General features: G+C 48.0%; 17 protein-coding genes. 5 read left to right on the forward strand and 12 right to left on the reverse strand.

Annotation, left to right across the window (positions count from 1 at the left end; genetic code table 11):
* Window positions 1–116: 116 nt before the first annotated feature.
* From GV64_RS26090 to GV64_RS07400, 5 genes are all read right to left on the reverse strand, one after another.
* A complete protein-coding gene (locus GV64_RS26090; protein ID WP_020580743.1) occupies window positions 117–242 on the reverse strand; it encodes a hypothetical protein in 126 nt (41 codons plus the stop codon).
* 129 nt (window positions 243–371) lie between these two features.
* Window positions 372–3,485, reverse strand: coding sequence for a chondroitinase family polysaccharide lyase (locus GV64_RS07385; RefSeq protein WP_020580741.1), 3,114 nt, complete (start codon window positions 3,483–3,485; stop codon window positions 372–374).
* Window positions 3,486–3,596: 111 nt separating this feature from the next.
* A complete protein-coding gene (locus GV64_RS07390) occupies window positions 3,597–5,891 on the reverse strand; it encodes an autotransporter family protein (RefSeq protein WP_020580740.1) in 2,295 nt (764 codons plus the stop codon).
* 59 nt (window positions 5,892–5,950) lie between these two features.
* Window positions 5,951–6,910 carry a hypothetical protein gene (locus GV64_RS07395; protein WP_020580739.1) on the reverse strand — a complete coding sequence of 320 codons (960 nt, stop codon included), beginning with the start codon at window positions 6,908–6,910 and terminating at the stop codon, window positions 5,951–5,953.
* 233 nt (window positions 6,911–7,143) lie between these two features.
* On the reverse strand, window positions 7,144–8,358 hold the full coding sequence (locus GV64_RS07400) for a M20 family metallopeptidase (RefSeq protein WP_020580738.1): 1,215 nt from the start codon (window positions 8,356–8,358) through the stop codon (window positions 7,144–7,146).
* Between the two features lie 263 nt (window positions 8,359–8,621).
* Here GV64_RS07400 and GV64_RS07405 point away from each other — a divergent pair, with 263 nt between their 5' ends.
* Window positions 8,622–9,386, forward strand: a complete 765-nt coding sequence (locus tag GV64_RS07405) for an alpha/beta fold hydrolase (protein ID WP_020580737.1) — start codon at window positions 8,622–8,624, stop codon at window positions 9,384–9,386.
* A gap of 74 nt (window positions 9,387–9,460) precedes the next feature.
* Here the strand turns inward: GV64_RS07405 and maiA are convergent, their stop codons facing one another.
* The 5 genes from maiA to cpdA form a co-directional block, all read right to left on the reverse strand.
* Complete coding sequence (maiA, locus tag GV64_RS07410; protein ID WP_020580736.1) at window positions 9,461–10,087, reverse strand: maleylacetoacetate isomerase; 627 nt, start codon at window positions 10,085–10,087, stop codon at window positions 9,461–9,463.
* A gap of 5 nt (window positions 10,088–10,092) precedes the next feature.
* On the reverse strand, window positions 10,093–11,421 hold the full coding sequence (gene fahA / locus GV64_RS07415; protein ID WP_020580735.1) for a fumarylacetoacetase: 1,329 nt from the start codon (window positions 11,419–11,421) through the stop codon (window positions 10,093–10,095).
* Window positions 11,422–11,480: 59 nt separating this feature from the next.
* On the reverse strand, window positions 11,481–12,779 hold the full coding sequence (gene hmgA / locus GV64_RS07420; protein ID WP_020580734.1) for a homogentisate 1,2-dioxygenase: 1,299 nt from the start codon (window positions 12,777–12,779) through the stop codon (window positions 11,481–11,483).
* A gap of 545 nt (window positions 12,780–13,324) precedes the next feature.
* On the reverse strand, window positions 13,325–13,567 hold the full coding sequence (locus GV64_RS07425; protein ID WP_152553959.1) for a hypothetical protein: 243 nt from the start codon (window positions 13,565–13,567) through the stop codon (window positions 13,325–13,327).
* 236 nt (window positions 13,568–13,803) lie between these two features.
* The gene (cpdA, locus tag GV64_RS07430; protein WP_020580732.1) at window positions 13,804–14,592 is read right to left on the reverse strand and encodes a 3',5'-cyclic-AMP phosphodiesterase; all 789 of its coding nucleotides are present in this window, start codon (window positions 14,590–14,592) and stop codon (window positions 13,804–13,806) included.
* Between the two features lie 682 nt (window positions 14,593–15,274).
* On the opposite strand from cpdA, the gene GV64_RS07440 reads away from it, so the two are divergent.
* On the forward strand, window positions 15,275–15,484 hold the full coding sequence (locus GV64_RS07440) for a DUF397 domain-containing protein (protein WP_051087779.1): 210 nt from the start codon (window positions 15,275–15,277) through the stop codon (window positions 15,482–15,484).
* Between the two features lie 218 nt (window positions 15,485–15,702).
* Window positions 15,703–16,212 (forward strand): GNAT family N-acetyltransferase, encoded by a 510-nt coding sequence (locus GV64_RS07445; protein WP_020580729.1) that lies wholly within the window; start codon window positions 15,703–15,705, stop codon window positions 16,210–16,212.
* Window positions 16,213–16,319: 107 nt separating this feature from the next.
* Here GV64_RS07445 and GV64_RS07450 read toward each other — a convergent pair whose 3' ends face one another.
* Window positions 16,320–16,847, reverse strand: a complete 528-nt coding sequence (locus GV64_RS07450; protein WP_020580728.1) for a DUF1249 domain-containing protein — start codon at window positions 16,845–16,847, stop codon at window positions 16,320–16,322.
* Window positions 16,848–16,994: 147 nt separating this feature from the next.
* Between GV64_RS07450 and GV64_RS07455 the strand changes: the two genes are divergently transcribed.
* Together GV64_RS07455 and GV64_RS07460 are read left to right on the forward strand one after the other, a co-directional pair.
* Window positions 16,995–18,380 carry a TolC family outer membrane protein gene (locus tag GV64_RS07455; RefSeq protein ID WP_020580727.1) on the forward strand — a complete coding sequence of 462 codons (1,386 nt, stop codon included), beginning with the start codon at window positions 16,995–16,997 and terminating at the stop codon, window positions 18,378–18,380.
* Between the two features lie 53 nt (window positions 18,381–18,433).
* Window positions 18,434–18,943: a hypothetical protein gene (locus GV64_RS07460; protein WP_020580726.1), complete on the forward strand. Its 510-nt coding sequence runs from the start codon at window positions 18,434–18,436 to the stop codon at window positions 18,941–18,943.
* 23 nt (window positions 18,944–18,966) lie between these two features.
* On the opposite strand, the gene waaA is transcribed toward GV64_RS07460, so the two are convergent.
* On the reverse strand, window positions 18,967–20,250 hold the full coding sequence (gene waaA, locus GV64_RS07465) for a lipid IV(A) 3-deoxy-D-manno-octulosonic acid transferase (protein ID WP_020580725.1): 1,284 nt from the start codon (window positions 20,248–20,250) through the stop codon (window positions 18,967–18,969).
* Window positions 20,251–20,451: the final 201 nt, after the last annotated feature.

Genomic DNA, 20,451 nt, shown 5'->3' on the forward strand with positions numbered 1-20,451 from the left:
AATTACAAGACCTGAAATCTGAAAATTAGTTCCTGTCACTTTTTCGAAATGCCAAGTATGGGGGGAAGGCGTTGGCACCTGAGAAGGCCTCTGGTGCCGGAATAGTGATTGAGAGGTCAATCACTATCCATCATACCATCATCCTGAAAGATAACAGACTGATCAACAGTTTCACCGTTGGTTGCACAGCCAGTCAGCAGGGTCAGCATACCAGCAAAGAAAATAACAAGAGCCTTTTTCATTTTAAGTTTCCAACTTTCGAATATGGTGCTGATCATTAATCAAAACTTTCGAAAAGTTATTGATATTGGTCAGTCTTTTTACAATGCTGTCTGTAAAATAATCACAGACAGCACGTGTTTTCACTTTCCTTACTGAGCTTTCGTCAGGTTGATCTCTGCAGGAATACCAAAGTAGCTGCTGAAGACCAGGCTGGTGCTGTCACCGCTGGCAGCAACCTTAACTTTGTCGTTCATTTCAGCCGCCTTCCATGCGCCTTTGATGGTTACTGCAATATCAATGGTTTTTGGCATGGTTTCCTTGGTCAGTCCAAGATCGGTGGTCACCGCGCTGATGGTCATTTCCGTGTCAGAAACCGGGCGGGTCATCACCATGGCCTCACGGCTGATGCTACTGACCACGCCTTCATTAAAGCTTCCACCAGTGAAGGCAACATAACCAGTTACCTGAGAGGTGTTGTCTTTAATAATATGAGCGCTGGCGTCTTTACGAAGTACTTCGTAAGGCTTCTTGCCCGCTTTCATATTGTCAGCCAGTTTAGACATGGCTTCCGGTGTGGTATCCATCAGAACCAGATATTCGTACTCGGCATCACTTGGCGCCTTGCCATGATTAATCCAGGCAACTGAGAAATCACCTTCAGTTGGCTTCATGGTCTTGTCATGACGGGATGTCTGATGCTGGCGTCGTACGTTCACCTCATCACCCTTGATGACATAGTAACCATTGTCATGGCCATCGATCAGCCAGTCGCCAGCCTTCAGGGTGGCAGCAAACGGGAACTGCTCAACTTTCTTGCCATTAACCCATAGGTCGGCAGACTTCTCTGCAATACCGTGCTGGAACAGCGTGGTTTCGGTTGAGTACTTAGATGTCCGATTCTTGATATCGCTGCCCAGCAGGATCAGTCGGTCATCAACTGCCATTACCGACTTTCTGGCAACAAAGGAGCCATCAAAGCGGTCCAGGTGGCCCGGCGCCTTGTGTTTGAAGCCAAACAGGCCGTACTTGCCTTCCAGATTGGAACTGCCGCTGAAAGTTTCGCTGGAACGCAGCATGAGCGTATGGCGAATCGGGCTGTTCAGCTGTTCCAGAGGCAGGTGGATAGCCGTGGCACCCGGGTTACGGTTCCAGTCCCAGCCTTCCTGGGCAAAGCCGTACTCGGTCTGATCACCGAAGGGCTTGATCTGAACCGCACCGTGACTCTGGTAACGGCCGTAGCGGTTATCCCGATAATAGATCTCAGACGACCAGACATCCTTGTTGTAGGCTTTCAAAGTGACCATCTTGTCGTTGTAACGGTGAATACCGAAGGCTCCGCCGTTATAAGTCCAGTGACCTTCAGGCAATGGCATTGGTTCAAGGTGTCTGCCAAAAATGTCCTGGCTTTCTTCAGCTGAACGACTGGTGACTTGCAAGTAGGTGGATGCCAGTTCTTCATCCAGGCTGTCGCCTGTTTCTGGGTTACCGGTCATGGCCAGCCATTTGAAAGATTCACGGAAATCCTTCACACCGTAAGGACGGAATGGGTGACGTCCGGCAAGGCCCAGACCAACGGAAGGGTTAGAATAGTTCCATGCCGCCATCATGGCGCGCTTCAGGTTGGCTCGCCCATCTGCGCTTACGGCAAACGGTGAATCCTTCAGCATATAGACCACCTGGGCAGCACCATTAAAAGCTGGGAAAGAGTAACCCGGGTAGTTTCCATCGTGACGCCAGGCCGTACCGTCTGGACGCAAACCGTCGTAATAGCCCGGAGGAGTTTGAGCCAGAGACTGATTAAAGAAATCACCAAACTTCTTCAATAGGGCTACACGTTCAACAGGGTCAGGGTTAAGCAACAGCAGCGCCAGGTGTTGACGGGCCAGGGTGTTGTAATAGTCCAGGTTGGAGCTTTCTTTGCCCGTTTCCATGCTGAAGCTGGCAATGAATTCGCGGGAGTACCATACCAGGGCATCATAAACCGCTTGGCGGTGGCCTGCTTCGGACAGTACTTCAGACATCATCATGGCGGAGATGTACCACCAGCGGGCACCGTATCCCCAGTGGTGGGTGGTTACCAGACCGCTGCCATCCGCAAAGCCCTGATCCATCAGATGCTCAATCATCAGGAGGTACATGGCCTTGAACTCGTCCTTCTCGGTACCAGCTTCCAGGTTATTCCAATGACGCGCCATATTGAGCATCAGGGCGGAATAGTCTGCCATCAGTACATAGTCATCCAGTAAAGCTTTGTCTTCTGGGTTCAGATGCGCTGGCTGATAGATAACCTGCTGGAACTTGGTATTAACGTGACGGCCACGGAGAGCACCATCTTCATCCTTTTCGATCTCAAGCTCGGCAAACATCTGACGCAGCTTGTCAGGATCGTTAATTTTTTTCAGGCCCGTTTCATTAGCAGTACTTGAGAATACTCTTACCAGGGCATTATGAATTTCTTCAACACCGTTAAGTTCTTCAGCTGTTGGTGTTGGGAGAACATCTGGCAGATAAAAGTCGATTTCAGGAACGGTGATACGGGTTTTAACATGATCGTCAGACCACTGATAACGGGCATCATCCACAGAGAGCATGATACGGTCGATGTAGAAGGTACCTGCTTTTGCGCCAGTAGGAGCACTGAAGCGAATACTGTCCATATCCGGTTTGATGCCGCCCAGCTGAGACATGTCACCCATACCACCTTCGTCCTCAGCACCATCACTGATGCCAAGGCCTTCCATTTCCCGGCCCTGGAAATCGTTTTGCAGCGAAAGGCCTACGGTACGCCAGCCCTTGAAATTCAGTTTGACTTCAAAGCCGGCATCAGCAGGCATAAACCCACCCAGACCACGACCCACATCAACGGTCAATACGTCATCAATAGGCTTTTCGTTGTAAATCCAGAAGGAGAGCACCTGTGTGCCTCGACGTCCCCAGGCCTTATAGGCTTCCTGGTCGGTCACCAGACGGATAGGCTCAATGACTGAAAAGGTAGAGCCACGAGTCCAGTCCCAACGCAGGGATTGGTCACCGGCAATATAGCGTTTGTCACTTAGAGATAGCTTTGAACCAGAACCAGCGTGAACCGTTTCAGGAACCTGATCATCGGTAAATGCGATGATCTTGGACTGCATAACATTAAACGGTGTCGTTTTTTCAGTTTTTGGAGCGGGCTTGGCGATTTCCAGCGCATGAACTGCACTGACCCCCAGCACCATGGCCACAGCAACCGACAGCTGCTTCAGTTTTCCTGGTGTCTTCATTGATGTATTACGCCAATCATTCTTTATGGAGAACCAGCCCGAAAGAAACCATGGGGCTGGTTTGCACAGATTATTTTGGATCAGCCCGCCGGAAGCAGGCTGTCAGGGGTGTTAGAAGCGCCAGTTGGCATTAGCGGTCAGGGCGATATCCTGGTAGTCACCACGGGTGTAGTAAGTCAGGCCTCCACCGACATTCATGCCAGATACCATCTCCATATCCGCACCAAGACGGGTGTAGAAGCTGTTATCACCTACGCTTTCGCCGGTCATCAGGAAGCGGCCATCATCAGCATCATTCACCAGGCCCGCACTTTCCTGAATCACTTCATCGTTGCTCAGGTCGCGGTAGGCCATCATGGTCAGGGAAGGTGTCAGTATGCCGTGCTCAGTACGGAAGCTCTGAGAAGCAACAGCACCGATACCGAACTCATTCACCACATAAGACTGGCGGTCAAAGCGGAGTGCTGCAGGTGAGCCACTCTCTTCATAGTCTTCAACACGGATCCACTGGTAGCCGTAGGAAACCTGTGGCTGAATCATCACTTTGTTGAAATCCAGTTTGGTACCGGCAGTAATGCGGTAACCCATCTGATGGCTGGCGTAGTCGGCTTCTGCCTTCTGATTGCCCTCATAGCCGGTGCTGGCGCCTACATAGCGGGTACTGCTGTTGTTGTGGAAGCCCATGTTGAAGCTACCATCGACAAAGAAGCGTTCATTGAACCAGCCGGCGTAGGTCATGAACTGATAAGACTGAACGTCCTTGGTATTGTTGCCACCGGCAATTTCTACGTCGGAGTAGGCCATGGCAGTGGACAAGCCAAACAGTTTGTTATCGTCAAATACACGGTCAAGACCAAAAGAGGCGCCCATCATGCTCAGATCGTAGCCATTGGTTTCAGCGGCATCTTTCATCTGGGCATCGCTGTAGATCACCTGAGTCCAGCCATTCCAGCCATCGTGGCTGTTACGCAGGTAGCTCTGGTTACGCAGATAGTTGGTACGAACATCCAGACCACGTTCCATCTGCTGAACCATGGACAGTGCAGAGCGAACCTCGCCACCTTCGGCATCAGGCGTCAGTTCGTCATTCAGTGCGGCGGTCAATTGAGCGTCATTACCACTGCTGGACAGCAGAGCAACCAGCTCACCCATCGGGTTTGTTGCTGTTACGTTGTAGGTTGCGGCTTCTTCTTCACCAGCACCAGCAGCCTGGTTGTACTGGGTCAGAGCGGTAGAAACGATGTACTCACCAGCAGCCATTTCCTGCTCACTGGCACCGCCTTCTTCCAACAGTGCGCAATATGCTTCAGTACTGCCTTCAACATCCTGAGTGACACCAACTTTTACAACGATTTCATTGCCAGTGACTTCACCTGTCAAACCAGTAGTTTCATCCAGCCAGCTATCGCCAGTGAGTAATGGAGACAGATTTTCTTCAACACTCTCCAGAGCGTAATCGATATCAGTTCCTTTGATTTCATCGGCTTCCAGAACAGTGATCTCTTTACCAACGATGTTATCGATATCAGCGCCGGTATACGTCATAGCGATGGTGCTGCCACTCTTGAAGTCTGCAGTACCTTCAATGTCGAGAATGGTGTGACCATTGGCCAGAGCTTCGTCGCCAACCACAAAGTTCATGGTAGTATCTGAGTTGTTTGTGTAGTCAGCTTCCCATACGACAGTTCTGTCCTTGCCAACAACGGAAAGATGGCCATGGTTCTGTATTGGGCCTGCACCAGTGATCAGATAGCCATTGAATGTAGCTTTTCCAGGTATGGCTACGTTGTTTTCATCTTTTTGGCCGGTATAGGCAAAATTTATCTTGTTTCCATCGGTGTCATTACCGATGATGTTTCCCTCAACAGTCCCATCAACATCAATTCGGACATGACTATCTGCCGTAGAGAAGTCAATGGCATTAACAGCACCTTTGACTACAGAACCATTTTTAATAACTACACCACGTGAGCCTTTTACATTCCCTTTATCATCAACATAGTTATCTTTGAATCCGCCCTCAATTAAGATAGCAGTTCCATTTTCACTGATGATGTTGCTTCCTTCACTGATTTCAATGTTATATGCAAGCTGGGCATTATCACCAAGATAAATTGCTGAGGCACCATTGCCTGTAGCTGTTATGTTATGTCCCTTAGACTTGAAAACATTGTATACAACAGGATCACCATTGAGGTCTGATGGGCTTAGAAACTCAACGGCATTTCCACTACTAACATTGAGGTCACTGCTCAGTTCTACCTTGCCTCCGGCTGTATCGATACAAATGTTCCCATTTGGGTTTGCTGGATCACAGGCTGCCATTGATGATGTTGAGTAGGCGGCTACACTCATGGCAATTGAGGCCGCTAAAAGACTTTTCTTAAATACAGCATTGGATGACATAACAACTTCCCAATAATTTATGTTCGTTTAATCTCGTTAGGCAATGTCTTTAATGACGATCAGAAGTTGAAATTCAGGCCAAGTTTGAAATACTTGGTTTTGCTGTCGTCTTTATCATTGCTGTAGCCTTCCTTGTATTTGATGTCTTCCAGGTAGTATTCACCGACCAGACGCATGGCTGTGGTGACTGGGTATGTGAACTGGAATGCATAGCGTGTGACCTTGCTTAACTGGTCTGAGCCTTCAGGCATGCTTGGGCTGACATACCACTGCTGACGTTCACCCCAGCTGAGTGGGTAACGAATATAAGGCTGGATGCTCAGGCCGTTAGAAAACTTGTGATAGTAGTAAGCACGGGCTTGGCTAGACCAGTTACTGCCGCCGACACCCCAGTCATTGCCTTTATCAGCCAGACGTCCGTAGTCATAAAGGGAAACGGTAATTCGGGAGTCGTTAGAGAAGTAGTAACGAATACCCTCTTCGATTTCCCAGGTATATCCATCGCTGTAAATGGTTTCAAGAACGTTATCGTTACCTACTTTCTTCACCGTTTCACTGGTCTCTTTCATCATCTGGAACGACCAATCACCCCATAGTCCCCAGTTACCTCCCAGTGAGAAAATGTGATTTAACTCGAGACCGTAGATGTCGTTCATCAGGCGGCCGCCGGTATTGGTTTTATAGAGAGTTTCATCGCGTCGAACTTTTACTTCTGGCTGAATCCAGCCATTTTCGAACCGGAAGCGGTAGCCAGCACTCAGGTCGGTACGGCTATAGCGCTGACCACTGTCGTGGTTTCGTCTACGGGTACCTATATCGAAATACCAGTTAGTGCCATCCGGGTTGATGGTCATATCCAGCCGTGGGCCATCGTAGTTATAGGTCGAGCCGTAATCACCCACTTCGTAGCTGGTGGTCAGGCTGATTTTGGCGGCGTTTGCACTGGAGGCCATGGTCATGGCAGTCAGGCCAGCGAGAACGCTGTAACCAATAGACTGGATTCCTGATTTCATTTTCATGCTATTTCGAGAGGCCTGTTATAAATTGAAAATATTTTGCAGGCTATAATACTTACGAATCCTTTCCTTATGTTGATTTGTGTCAAGATGGGGTAAGGAATACGTTTAAAAAGAGAACAAAAAGAAGGGTTTTGTTTATGCGTACTGTTATTTGAAAGTTTTTGTGTTTTTGTTTTTTTTCTTTTGTGGACTCACCTGTTATCAGGTGAGTCTTTGTTTCATATTCTTGTGGTTTATCGAGTGATAGTTTCTGAAAGATTGATCAGAACGTTACGGAGCAGGTTCAGGCGTGGCTCAATGGAGTCCAGCACCAGAAACTCGTTGCGGCTGTGCATGGCTCCACCAATAGGGCCCAGTCCATCAATAGTGGGCACACCCAGAGAGCCTGTCAGGTTGGCATCAGAACCACCACCCACTGCCTGCCAGGTGATATTCAGTCCCATATCCTGCCCCGTCTTTTCGATCAAAGCCATTAGCTTTTCACTGCCTTCATTCGGGGTGAATGCCGGTTTGTGGGCTTCACGGGTCAACTCAATTTTAATGCCACGCAGTGATGGATTTTCCAGCATGTTCTGGATCTTTTTTTCCAGACGGGCGTAGTCATCGTTATCCCAGAAACGGATATCCAGGACAGTGGATGCATAGTCAGGTACTACGTTTCCGGCAGAACCACCCTTAACAACACCAAAGTTCAGCGTGGTACCAATTTCAAAGTTGGTTTCCTGGTTCAGTGTGGTGATCCAGTGTGCCAGCTCAGTAATGGCAGAAATACCTTTTTCGGGTTCATTACCAGCGTGAGCAGCTTTGCCATTGAACTCGACTTTGTAAGAGGCCATGCCTTTACGGGCTTTAACCAGAGAGCCATCAGCACGTGCTGCTTCAGCCACCAGCACATAACGGCTTTTGCTGGCAATGCTCTTGAGCCAGTCACCGGAATAGATTGAGCCGATTTCTTCATCCGGGTTCATGCAGACACAGATGCTCAGGCGGTCAGCGACATCTTCTGGCAGCTGGCTGATGGCCTTAAACATATTGAGTTGACCGGATTTCATATCGGCAACGCCCGGGCCATAAGCCTTTTCACCATCCTGGCTCAGGGACCATTCGGCCACGGTGCCTTCCGGGAATACGGTATCCAGGTGGCCGATCAGCATAATGTCGTACTCTTCGGCTTCAGGCTTGTTAGTAGCCAGCAGGCCAGGGCCAACTTTCTCATCAAAGCTATGACGGGTGACCTGCCAGCCAATGCCTTGGTATTTCTCGGTCATGATATCAGCAACTTTGCTGACACCAGCAGGGGTCCAGGTACCACAATCGACGTTAATCAGTGGCTTCAGTTCTTCCAGATACTGATCCAGATTGAAGTTTTGATCACTCATGATGGCTTCACTTTCCTGTTTTTGGGTTAGGTTGCTTACCGGAACAGAGACAGCGGGGACGATCATCATGAATATATCCATCGCCTTTCAAGTTGCTACTTTGTTGGCAGCATTCGCTCACCATGGTCACATAGTATTTCTATGCTCCCATGGCTTCGCTCATTTGCCGCCGCGTAGAAACTTGAAATCCATTGGATATAAGCCGCTGGCTTTTCTGGCAAAGCTCATTTTATGATCTTTGTACCAAATGCAGAGGAGATTGTACGGACGTTTAGGTAGAATTCCTGATCAGTATTTACCGTTTGTCAAAATATTTAGAGAAGCGCTGAGACATGAAATTGTACGCAAGGCAACAGGGGCAGGGCACTGATGTCATCAGTCTGCACGGCCTGTTTGGCTCACAGGAAAACCTGGGGATGATTAACCGGGGGCTTGCAGAATCCTTTTGTGTTCATGGGCTGGATGTTCGAAACCATGGGCGCTCTCCCCATGATGAGGCTATGAACTATCGGGTGATGGCGGAAGATGTTTTGGAGTATATGGATGACCAGCAGCTTGAGAAAGTCCACCTGGTTGGTCATTCCATGGGAGGCAAAGTAGCGATGACCATTGCACTGATGGCCCCGGAGCGCGTTACAAAGCTGGCGGTGATTGATATTGCGCCGGTGACGTATCAGGAAAGACGGCACGACAGAATTCTTGAAGGATTGTCGTCCATGCCTTTGGACACGCTGACAAGTCGCACCGAAGCGGATCGGTTTCTGGAAACATATGAGCCGGAAAAAGACGTGCGTCAGTTTCTGCTGAAAAATCTCTATCGTGATGAGCAGGGTGACTATCGCTGGCGGGTGAACCTTCCTGCAATCATTACTCATTATATGGAAATCCTTGCCGGGCAACTGTCTGATACTGGTTTTGCCAGTGATACCCTGTTTATTAAGGGAGGTGAGTCTGACTATATCTTGCCTGAGCATCGTGAGCAGGTGCTGTCACTCTTTCCATCTGCATCTATGCGGGTGATACCGGGAGCGGGCCACTGGGTTCATGCCCAGAAACCAGAGCTGATGACGCGAATGTTGTTACGATTTCTTGGGTGAGGTTCTCAAACCACAAAGTTCCGCCGGTGCTGTCGGGAACATTCACCGGCGGTCTTAGTGGTTAGGAAAGTCTTTTACACCGCATCCGGCTGATTTTCCGGTGCTGCATCAATAAACGCTGGCTGCATATTACAGTGCTTGTAGATTTCATGGATTTTGGGGAAATCTGTCATTTCTACCTTAAAGCGCAGAGCATTAAATACCTGTGGTACAAGGCATATGTCGGCTATAGAGGGCTGTTCCGAGCAGCAGAAAGGCTGGTCATCCAGTTGGGCTTCTAACGCGGTAAAGCCTGTATGAATCCAGTGTTTATACCACTGTGTTTTAGCATCATCACTCACTGCCAGCTCCTGCTGCAGGTATTTCAGTACCCGGAGGTTATTGACAGGGTGTATGTCACAGCTGACCTGATAGGCGAGACTGCGCAGCTGGGCTTTTTTCCAGGAATCTCCGGGAATGATGGAGCGTTCTGGGAAGGTCTCCTCCAACCACTCAATGATCGCCAGGGACTGGATGAGAATTCCTTTATCGGTGGTTAATGTGGGTACCAGTCCCTGGGGATTGATTTTCTTGTAATCCTCCGAGTTCTGCTCACCTTTCAACAGGTTGATGGCCGATTGTTGATAATCAAGCTCTTTCAGGTTCAGTGCAATCCGTACCCGGTATGCAGCCGATGAGCGGAAGTAGCCGTAGAGTTTCATCGTATTTATTCTCCAATATCCGTCCGGGCAGGCAGAATGGTTGCCTGTACTTCGCCGAAGCCGATACGGGCATGTCCGGCCTTCTCACACCAGCCTTTGAAAATGACAGTATCTCCATCCTCGAGGAATGTTCTTGTTTCACCGTTGGGCAGAGACAGCGGTTTTTTACCGCCCTGGGAAAGTTCCAGCAGTGAGCCCGCTTCTTCCGGTCTGGGGCCTGACTGTGTGCCGCTGCCAAATAGATCGCCGGGCTGAAGGTTACAGCCATTCACGGTATGGTGAGCCACCATCTGGTTGATGGTCCAGTACGAGTGACGGAAGCTGGATTGTGACAGTTGCGTAGGTGTGTCTCCTTCCTGGTCCATCTGTTTGGTCAGCAGTTGAGCAGAGAGCTGAATATCAATGGAGCCCTGCTGGCGGTTTTTCTGGGAGTCAAGGTAAGGCAGTGGTTGCGGATCACTGGCGGGGCGATCAAAGCTGGTAAGGTAAGGCACCAGTGCTTCCAGAGTGACAATCCAGGGGGAAACGGTGGAAGCAAAACTCTTGGATAAAAATGGCCCCAGAGGCTGGTACTCCCAGGCCTGAATATCCCGGGCGGACCAGTCATTAAACAGGCAGAGACCAAATACGTGCTGGTCGGCCTGATCCAGCTTTATTGGTTCTCCCAGGGCGTTGCCAGAGCCAATGAAAATACCCATTTCCAGTTCATAATCAAGGCGCTTACAGGGACCGAAGGAGGGGATTTCTGCATCGGGAGCTTTGGTCTGGCCAGAGGGACGGTGAAAACCCTGACCAGAAACATCAACAGAAGATGCACGACCATGGTAACCAATGGGCACCCACTTGTAGTTGGGCAGCAATGGATTATCGGGTCTGAACAGTGAACCAACACTGGTGGCATGATAGATGGACGTGTAAAAGTCGGTGTAATCGCCGATCTTGCAGGGCAGTTGGTATTCCACCGTATCCATATCAACCAGGCATCGCGACAGTTCAGCTTCCTCTGCTGCCCCTTTGCTCAGGGCTCTGGATAAAGCTCGTCTTAATGACGACCAATGCTCAATACCCAACCCCATAAATCGGTTCAGGGTTTCATCACAGCAGGCTTCCAGAGCCTCCCAGTCTTTCCCCGAAGCAACGCTGGTCTGGGAAACAGCGGCAAGATCCAATACCTGGTCGCCAATCGCTACGCCTGCTCGAAAAGACTCACCACAGTCTTTACGTCTGAAGATGGCAAACGGCAGGTTTTGAATAGGAAAGTCACTGTTTTTGTTATTGGCCGATGTAACCCAGCTGGTCAGGTTTACATCATGTGTTTCATTAAGTGTCAGCATGATGAGCTCTATGTCTCCGGCGTAAGTTAGAAAAACGACAAGTTTCTTATTTTGTGCTCTTATCGGTTGAAGTGTTTCTTGAGTCCTTTCCAGCAATCAATATAGTCGGTTTGGCGGGCATTACTTTCCAGCGCAAACCGGGTTGGCGCAAAGACAAAGCGGGACTCAAACATAAAGGCCATAGTGTCTTTATATCGCACAGGCTCTAGTTCTGCAGCACTGGCTTTTTCAAACACTTCGGCTTCAGGGCCGTGAGGGCTCATGCAGTTATGGAGACTGGCACCACCAGGAACAAACCCTTTTTCCTTGGCATCATAAACACCGTGAATCAGCCCCATAAATTCACTCATGACATTTCTGTGATACCAGGGAGGACGGAATGTGTTCTCAGCCACCATCCAGCGGGGAGGGAAGATAACAAAGTCGATATTGGCAACCCCGGGGGTATCACTCTGGGAGGTCAATACGGTGAAGATGGATGGGTCGGGGTGGTCGAAGCTGACGGTGTTGATAACATTGAAGCGGGACAGGTCATATTTATAAGGAGCTGAAGTTCCAACCCAGGCAACGACATCCAGGGGGGAGTGATCCAGCTTGCAGCGGAACAGGTTTCCACCGAATTTGGCCACCAGTTCAAACTCTCCGTCTATATCTTCAAAGCAGGCGACCGGATAATGGAAATCACGATCATTGGCATAGCCATTGGCGCCCACAGGTCCACGCTCTGGCAGGATGAAGGGAGCCCCGTAATTTTCGCAGATGTAGCCTCGGGCTTTACCTTCAGGCAACTGGATTTGAAATTTTATCCCTCTGGGGATAACCAGTATTTCTCCGGGGGAAACATGCAAATTACCAAGTTCGGTTTTGGCAAGGATGGCTCCCTGTTGAGGGACAAGCATCAGCTCTCCATCGGCATTGTAGAAGAAGCGGTCAGTCATATCCTGATTCGCCAGATACATATGCACAGCAGAACCGGTTTGCACCTGAAGATTGCCATTGGCAGCCATGGTGATAAGGCCATCAATAAAGTCAGTTTCTTTTTCAGGAAACGCCAGCGCATCCCAACGCATCAAGTTAGGTGGGGCGGGGACTTCGGTAATTGGGCCTGAACGAAGCAGGTCAGATGTTATCGGCTGGAAGTCTCCCTGGGCTGCAGAAGGCCGAATGCGATACATCCAGGTCCTTCTGTTCTGATGTCTTGGGGCAGTGAATGCAGTTGTTGAAAACTGTTCTGCATATAGCCCCATGGGCGCCTGCTGAGGGTTGAACTGCCCCTGGGGAAGCGCACCTGTCAGGGCTTCAGTCTCATGTTCATTACCAAATCCGTGTAGATATTGGAGTTCAGAAAACGTGGTCATTCGTCATTACCCCATAATGATCAGTTGATGCTTAATCAGCAAAGCACATCTTGTGGCAGGGCTGTCGTGGATTAAGACGCAATACAGGCAAGAGAGGCCAAATAAGTTGGCTATATTAAGTTATCACTTGACCGAATGAGTCTTTGCTTGTTTCTAAAACAATTTCTAACGATTCCTGACACTGGCTTTGTTATTGTTCTGCTTTATTTATTAACTATTTCTACCGAACATGTCCAATAGTCAGATTATTACTGTCAGGCTGGCATTGAAAGCGATGCTGACAGCAATATGGAATTTAATGACCATGTGAGAATCGTTTATAGCCATTACTCAGCTATTTATAGCAATGAGAGTGTAGCTGGTATTTTCAACTGAATAGGCTTGATCTGATGTTTCTGCTGAAGGTATTTTCATTTCAGCGGCTGTAAGATTGCTGGATCATAGAGGGTTCTATATCCCCATGGTTAGTGAGGACTTTTATGTGTGTTGCAAAAATAAAAAATGCCACATAAAAAAGTGGCATTTTTGGGTAGGTAGAAATTGAGTCAGATTCTGGGCTTGTAGTCAGCTTCATCTAATTCATCATAACCATCAAGATCTTGATAACGCTCGGATATACTTTTCCTCAGCTTACTTTTATCAAAGTAATCTTCGATTCCCTGGCGTATGGTTGATGAGTTTAACCCTTTATGACGTGATTTCTGAGCCTTTGCTTTGCGGTGTTCGTGATTGCTGTTCCAGAAAGTATCATCCCATTCATCCTGTTGCATGGACCTTATCCTGGTCATAACTACATCCTTATGTTTACTGCTCCTATTATTAAATCTAGAAAAGGATAGGGCTCTCTTTCATAAAAAATAGATATATACCGTTGGTCTGTTAATTCTGAAAGATTTATTAGACTGGCTGGCTTGGGGGAAACGATGACTTGGAATATGCGTATTGAGTTGTTTTTTAAAGAAAAAATAATTGTGTAGCTGCATCGGGCTACAGACCTTTGGTTTTGCTAAAAAATAGCCAGTGATCAGTAACCTTTTGAATCCAAATTGATTCTCATGGGCTTATCACTGGTTCTGACGATCTGGCTTTTTATCCGTCCGTCAGGAAAAAGGTCCAGAACTCGAAAGCCGGGCTGCCTGGTATCAGCAAGAAACTTGTCGGATTCAGGCGCAAACTGTACGCAGGTGGAGGGGGTTGCCATCACAGGGATATTGCAGAACTCATAATCTCTGGCTTGATGCACATGGCCATGAATAATGGCTCTTACATTATTGTGCCGAGACAGTACTCTGGCCAGGTCATCCGGGTTCTTTAACATAATACTGTCCATCCACTGGCTGTTGATGGGAGCCGGGTGGTGATGCAGAGCCAGCAGACAATGTTTAGTGGGCTCCTGAACCAGATATTTTTCCAAAAGTGCCAGCTCAGTGGAACTGAGGTGGCCAAACACTTCGCCATCCACCTGAGTATTCAGCAGGAGGATTTGCCACTCACCCAGAAGAACCTGCTTTTCCATGGCAGATGGATGAATTGCATTCATAAGGTCTGGCTGGTCATGATTACCGCGCAGCCAGTAACTGGGAACGTTCAGCGCTGATAGCTTGTCTTTGAGGTGGTAGTAGGAGGCTTCGCTGTCGTCCTGGGTCAAGTCACCAGTCACCAGTAGACATTCGATATCGTGATAATCATCCTGTACTTTTGCAAGTACACCATCCAGTGTGGCAGACGTATTAATACCCATAAGCGTTGAGTTGGAATCTGCAAAGAGGTGCGGATCAGTGATCTGTATGACTCGAATTCTGGCGGTACTCATGTCAGCCTTAACCGATGTTATCGTTATCCAACCTGAATTCTGGTTTATCAGGTGGTGTTCTGACGAGTACAGTCTCCATCGTAGAGCGTCACCGTCAATCAGCTGCTCGCAGTGGGCTCAGTCATTTGAGAGTCTGCGCTCAACTGGAGCATGCCTATGATAGCCCGCAAATACAGGATTGAGAATGCAATAGTAGTCATTTTGGGAAGTAATAACACATTTCCTCATTGCAGCTATTTATTTGGTATTGAAGGGTGCGGTGCAGGAGATACATAGTATCTGGGGAATGGGCTATTTAGCCCCTCAGCTACTTTGGCTTATTTGGTTGGGTATAGCCTTCATTTTTTTAGAGGGATTTCTGGCGTCGTTTTTTGTAAATATCGTTTTATTTGGAAATGACGTTATCAGTTATCGATTGATGAATCCTGATGCCGAAAGATTTTCCTTTCAGATCTGCTTTACCTGTATAAGTAAAAATCATTGATTGTATATATATTCAATTGGTTTTGTCTTTAAAATTATATACGACGATAAATGTTTTTACAGGCCGCTTTCTTTAAATTTACCATTTTCTCACACAAACGTACGATGGTTCTTCTATCCTTATTACTGCCTGGAGGGAAAACGGGTTGAAATGAAAAACAGTAAGGATGTTGATTTCATTTTTGCAGGAGATAGAGAAATGAACAAGTTCTTTACTAATGACAGTAATTTTGTCAGAGCCTGTGGTGGCGGTACTGTTGGCTATTGCGTGGCCGTTGCAATTAACAAAGAAGCTGGGCTTGTGGGTATTCGCGATACAAAGGATGCTGACAAGAGTACGCTGGTTTTTGACAGAGAGGAATGGAAACACTTTATAACAGCAGTCAAAGCCGGTGAGTTTGATGCCTAATAACATGGCATTCCAAAAATACAGAGAAAGGCAATTTAATCAGTAGAATTATTTGGTGATATTAAATTATATGTTCTCTTTTTAAATGGTGGTGCTTGTCAGTATGTTGTTGGTTGTCAAGTACCATCAGCTTTTATTGTTTATTGCTGAAAACATGACGCCTTGCAGCATGAAAAACGTCAGTTTTTAATTTCAGGCTTATACAAAAGGAGCTTTATATGAATACTCTAGAGAAACTGCAGCCTACTCAGAAAGTCATTATCCGTCCATTATCAGAGGAGGACTTTCCGGCCTTCCTTGCGTTGTCGACTGTGATGCATAAAGAGTCTGAATACCGACATTTATCATTCAGTGAGCAGCGAGTGCATGACTTTTTCCGCCGCCACTTGAACGAGCAAGACTATGCAGGCTGGGTCGTTGAAGTGAACGGCAGTCTGGTTGCTGGATTTCTTGCTCAATATAACTATATCAGCCAGTTTTCAGATGATCGTGTTGCTTTCGAAAATGGATTCTTTGTGCACCCTGATTATCGACGTCAGGGAATAGCTGAACAGTTATTCGATATTTATGAACAGTGGGCGCTGGATAAAAACTGTCGTTATACGTATTGCTCGGTTACCACTGAAGTGGAAGATAAAAAGACGGTCGCCCGGATTGAAAAAATAGGCTACAAAAGATGTGGTACTTTGCTTAAAAAGGCATTTCTTGATGAGTGCGTATCCTGTTGACAGGTTTTATCATTGCTAAATGCTACAGCGCTGTTCAATTACTTTTTATTCTTGAGCAAAAAGCTAAGACATCATAAAAAGAAAAAAATCTGATTAATAGATTCTGGTCAGGTTCTTTCCGTATGGGACTGGCAGGTTGGCAATGCATAATCAAGCCATAGTGCGAGAAACTGGTTATGCTGCTCTTTCTCATCGGGCTGATGCATTTTAGCATTAGGGTAATCGTATCGGGCCTGGATGATCTGGCTTGTTTTCCTGAATACCACTTCTGCCATACGTACATCATGGTAAAGGCGCACTTCAGCTTCTGGCATTTTGAAAAAGCTTCCCCAGCAAGTATCCATCTTCAGTTTGAGCAATGTCGTAAAAGGTGCTCTCTCAAGGACATCAATGATCAGCCATTCCAGACGCTGACCCTGACCTTTTACGTGTTTAACCGGCAGGTGGAAGTGCTCCTGTTTTGGCAGGTCTGGCAACAGGCGCATTATCCGCAGATAGTTCCCCTCACAAAGTTGCTGCAGGCGAATCAGATTGACATGGTAGTTTGGTTTTTTTGACTGTTTCTTCATAATAACTATTATAGCGTCCTCATCCCGGCAGCCTAAAGAAGCAATATCCATAGAGGAATTCGTCATACTACTGCATTTTTTGCGTAAATTAGTGTAGATTTCCTTGATCTGAGTTTGATACAGCGATTTTATCCCCCATCAGGGACCAGTCTGTAAGCCTTTCTGCGAGAGGGCTGATAAACGGCTGGCGAACTTTCCAAGGATCACAAAATTATGTCACGTAATAGTCGTAGAGGATTTCTGCTTGCTGCTCTGGCGGGTGCCGTGTTGAACGTGCAGGCTGCGTCAACTCAGTACAACCTGCTCGATGTCTACAATATGGCGCTGGAGAACGATGCCCAGTTGGCGGCGGCGCAGGCATCCATGAAAGCGACTCAGGAAACTGTTAACCAGAGCCGTGCTACATTGCTTCCAACACTCGGGCTATCTGCGAATACCCAATATAGTCGTACATCACGTGATCAAGTTGGTGGGGGAGAGGATCCAGATAACTACAATTCCCATGGTTGGGGAGCAACCCTGAGCCAGCCCCTGTTCAATATGAACAGCTGGTTTAATTATGAGCAGGCCAAGTCTGTGGGTGATCAGGCGTCTGCAGTGTTTGCCAATGCTCAGCAACAGTTGATTCTGCGGGTGGCTGAGTCTTACTTCAATGTTCTCAGGTCTGAAGATAGCCTGATGACGGCCAAAGCTCAGGAAAGAGCGCTCAAGCAGCAGCTGGATCAGGCTCGTGAGCGTTACAATGTTGGCCTGATTGCAGAAACTGATGTGCTGGATGCCCGCGCTGCTTATGATAATGCCCGTGTTGCACGAATTCAGGCAGAGAATCAGGTATCTGTCAGCTATGAAGGGTTGCGCACTATCGTCAATCAGGATGTGACTGATATTGCTCAACTGGAAAAGGCAATGCCGGTGGTGGCGCCGACACCGAATAATCCACAGGAGTGGGTGAGTACTGCGGTGGCCAATAACCTCGGTTTGAAAGCTGCCCGTGAAGGCTTGACCGCTTCCGAGTCCAAAGTGAAAGCCAGCAAGTCTGGGCATGCGCCGACTGTGAATGCTTTTGCCAGCTATAACTACAGCTCGAGCAATTCAATTCAGGCACAAAATCAAGCGTACACTGGTGATGGCAAACAGACTGTTGTAGGTGTTCAGTTTGACCTGCCAATCTTCTCCGGTGGCGCTACTACGTCGGTAACCCGTCAAGCTGGCTACCAATTGGAAGAAGCTCAGAAGAACTTCGATCAGCAGCTTCGTGATACCAATGCCAACACCCGTAATCTGCTGAGAACAGCTACTTCCGATGTTGATCGGGTTCAGGCCAGCTGTCAGGTCATTATTTCGTCTGAAAGCGCGCTGAAAGCGACTCAGAGTGGTTACGAAGTGGGTACCCGTAATATTACTGATGTACTGGATTCCCAGCAGCAGCTGTACTCTTCCATCAGTAATTACCTGAACACCCGTTATGACTTTATTGTTAATACCCTGAAGCTTAAGCAGGCAGCGGGTACGCTTAGTCCGGCTGATCTTGAAGAGCTTAACCAGTGGATGACCGATGCCAGCGATGAACTGTCTGTTCCTACAGAGTGTCGTGGTTAATTGCTGATTTAATTGTGATTTATTCTGAGACGGCTCCTTGTGGAGCCGTTTTTATGTACATGGATGTACTGTATCCTGAAAATGCAGGAGCAATTTTCAGGGAATGTTCAGAGGCGCACTGTATCCTGAAAATGCACGACTGCATGGATGCGGGAGATAGAGTAACGCAGGAGCAGTTACCGGGAGCAATTTTCAGGGAATGTACGGTTCATCAGAATGAAGGCTCAGTCAGGATGCGCTCTTCTATACTGAGTAAATACTCGGTTATGGATGATGACTTCATGGATGAGCATACTAAAAGCACTGAAGCCAGAATGAAGGTATTTGTAGATGAGGGTTGCTCATTGGCAGAAGCTTTCCTGAAAACCTTTGCTGATGAAGACTTACAGGAACAGCAGGTGGTGATGAACCGGATTCTGGGCAAGCTCTCTATTCAGGGACTGCAATCTGGCAGTGACTATTACTTTGTGGATGGTAGCCGCTTGAATATTGACCCTGCTGTGGATTCAATGCTGGCGACTAAATCATCCAGCACTGATATCAGACCAAGGCCTTCGGCCTGATTTTTTTATTAAGAGTCCCGTTATTAAGCCGTTACAAACCGGCTAACTAATGTGAGGACTCTGTCGAGAGCCCCACGGTTGGCACTGACAAACTCCCCGGCATGGCGGCTCATTACCTCATATTCGTTTTTATTCTGAATCAACCGGATGGCTTCCTGAGCCAGTTCTTCGCTGTTATTCACAATTTTCAAACCTCCGGCTTTAACCAGTGAATCGCTGATTTCTTCAAAGTTAAAAACATGAGGGCCTGAGAGCACTGGAAGATTAAGAGCAGCGGGCTCAAGCATATTATGGCCTCCGGTAGGAACAAGGCTACCGCCGACATAGGCAATATCCGATGCTGCAAACAGCTTCATCATTTCGCCCATGGTGTCTCCGAGGATAACTCTGGTTTCACCAGAAGGCTGGGTTCCCTGGCTATGGCGAACTACAGAGAGCTGGTTGTCCTGGATCAGCTGGTGAACACCGTCAAACCTTTCCGGGTGTCTGGGAACCAAAAGCAGACGCATTTCAGGAGCATTCGTCAGAATGGTTTTGAAGGCATCCAGAATCTGCTGGTCTTCTCCTTCATGGGTGCTGGCAGCCACAAAGATACGAATATCACTGCCCATGCCCTGTTGCCATTTTTCTCTGAGGGCTTTACCTGCAGCAATCACTTCGGGTGACACATCAAGATCAAACTTAATGCTACCTGTGTTACTGAGCTGTCTCTCAGGAAGACCCAGCTCCAGAAAGCGGCGGGCAGTCTCATCATTCTGGGCCGCAACCATATCAATTTGTTCCAGCATGGGGCGGGTGAGGAGGCTGAAGCGTCCATAACCCCTGGCAGATCGTTCTGATAAGCGGGCATTGACTATCAACACAGGGATGCGCCGTTTATGGCACGCTGCAATAGTGTTGGGCCATAGCTCGGTATCAACCACAATAGCCATGACCGGTTTTACTTTGTCCAGAAACCGTTTTATCGCGCCGGGCAGATCATAACTGGCATAGACGTGCTCCACACTGTCACCATGGATTTTTCGAACCTGTGCAGAGCCCGTAGGCGTCATGGTGGTAATCAGAATACGATGATCCGGGTAGTTTTTCTGAAGTTGCTTAACCAGAGGCCCACTGGCAATGGTTTCCCCCATTGACACTGAGTGCACCCAGATAACGGGTTTGGTCGAAGGTGGAAGGTTAAAGAAACCAAAGCGTTCCGCTTTTCTTTGCCAGTACTCTGGGGCTTTTCTGGATCGCAAGTAAAGGCGAACCATAGCCAGAGGGGAGATCAGGTATAACAGCAACGAATAGAAGAAACGACTCATGCACCAGCGCCATGTTGATATACCCGTCGCCTTTCAGGTTGCTACTTTGTTGGCTGCACTCGCTCACTGGAGCGCCAGCTCGGCCCGATCACCTACTCATTGTAGGCTCATGGGGCTTCACTTACTTGCCGCCGCGTAGCAACTTGAAATCCTTTGGGTATAGGATGAAACAGGGAATAATAACAGATTAAGGTAACTCTC

The sequence above is a fragment of the Endozoicomonas elysicola genome (assembly GCF_000710775.1).
In the GTDB taxonomy this organism is placed as follows: Bacteria; Pseudomonadota; Gammaproteobacteria; order Pseudomonadales; family Endozoicomonadaceae; genus Endozoicomonas; species Endozoicomonas elysicola.

What these genes read in the sequence shown, in the direction of transcription:
- GV64_RS26090 (WP_020580743.1), bottom strand. Translation starts at nt 242, where the DNA reads ATGAAAAAGGCTCTTGTTATTTTCTTTGCTGGTATGCTGACCCTGCTG.
- GV64_RS07385 (WP_020580741.1), bottom strand. Translation starts at nt 3,485, where the DNA reads ATGAAGACACCAGGAAAACTGAAGCAGCTGTCGGTTGCTGTGGCCATG.
- GV64_RS07390 (WP_020580740.1), bottom strand. Translation starts at nt 5,891, where the DNA reads ATGTCATCCAATGCTGTATTTAAGAAAAGTCTTTTAGCGGCCTCAATT.
- GV64_RS07395 (WP_020580739.1), bottom strand. Translation starts at nt 6,910, where the DNA reads ATGAAAATGAAATCAGGAATCCAGTCTATTGGTTACAGCGTTCTCGCT.
- GV64_RS07400 (WP_020580738.1), bottom strand. Translation starts at nt 8,358, where the DNA reads ATGATGATCGTCCCCGCTGTCTCTGTTCCGGTAAGCAACCTAACCCAA.
- GV64_RS07405 (WP_020580737.1), top strand. Translation starts at nt 8,622, where the DNA reads ATGAAATTGTACGCAAGGCAACAGGGGCAGGGCACTGATGTCATCAGT.
- maiA (WP_020580736.1), bottom strand. Translation starts at nt 10,087, where the DNA reads ATGAAACTCTACGGCTACTTCCGCTCATCGGCTGCATACCGGGTACGG.
- fahA (WP_020580735.1), bottom strand. Translation starts at nt 11,421, where the DNA reads ATGCTGACACTTAATGAAACACATGATGTAAACCTGACCAGCTGGGTT.
- hmgA (WP_020580734.1), bottom strand. Translation starts at nt 12,779, where the DNA reads ATGACCACGTTTTCTGAACTCCAATATCTACACGGATTTGGTAATGAA.
- GV64_RS07425 (WP_152553959.1), bottom strand. Translation starts at nt 13,567, where the DNA reads ATGACCAGGATAAGGTCCATGCAACAGGATGAATGGGATGATACTTTC.
- cpdA (WP_020580732.1), bottom strand. Translation starts at nt 14,592, where the DNA reads ATGAGTACCGCCAGAATTCGAGTCATACAGATCACTGATCCGCACCTC.
- GV64_RS07440 (WP_051087779.1), top strand. Translation starts at nt 15,275, where the DNA reads ATGAACAAGTTCTTTACTAATGACAGTAATTTTGTCAGAGCCTGTGGT.
- GV64_RS07445 (WP_020580729.1), top strand. Translation starts at nt 15,703, where the DNA reads ATGAATACTCTAGAGAAACTGCAGCCTACTCAGAAAGTCATTATCCGT.
- GV64_RS07450 (WP_020580728.1), bottom strand. Translation starts at nt 16,847, where the DNA reads ATGACGAATTCCTCTATGGATATTGCTTCTTTAGGCTGCCGGGATGAG.
- GV64_RS07455 (WP_020580727.1), top strand. Translation starts at nt 16,995, where the DNA reads ATGTCACGTAATAGTCGTAGAGGATTTCTGCTTGCTGCTCTGGCGGGT.
- GV64_RS07460 (WP_020580726.1), top strand. Translation starts at nt 18,434, where the DNA reads ATGTACATGGATGTACTGTATCCTGAAAATGCAGGAGCAATTTTCAGG.
- waaA (WP_020580725.1), bottom strand. Translation starts at nt 20,250, where the DNA reads ATGAGTCGTTTCTTCTATTCGTTGCTGTTATACCTGATCTCCCCTCTG.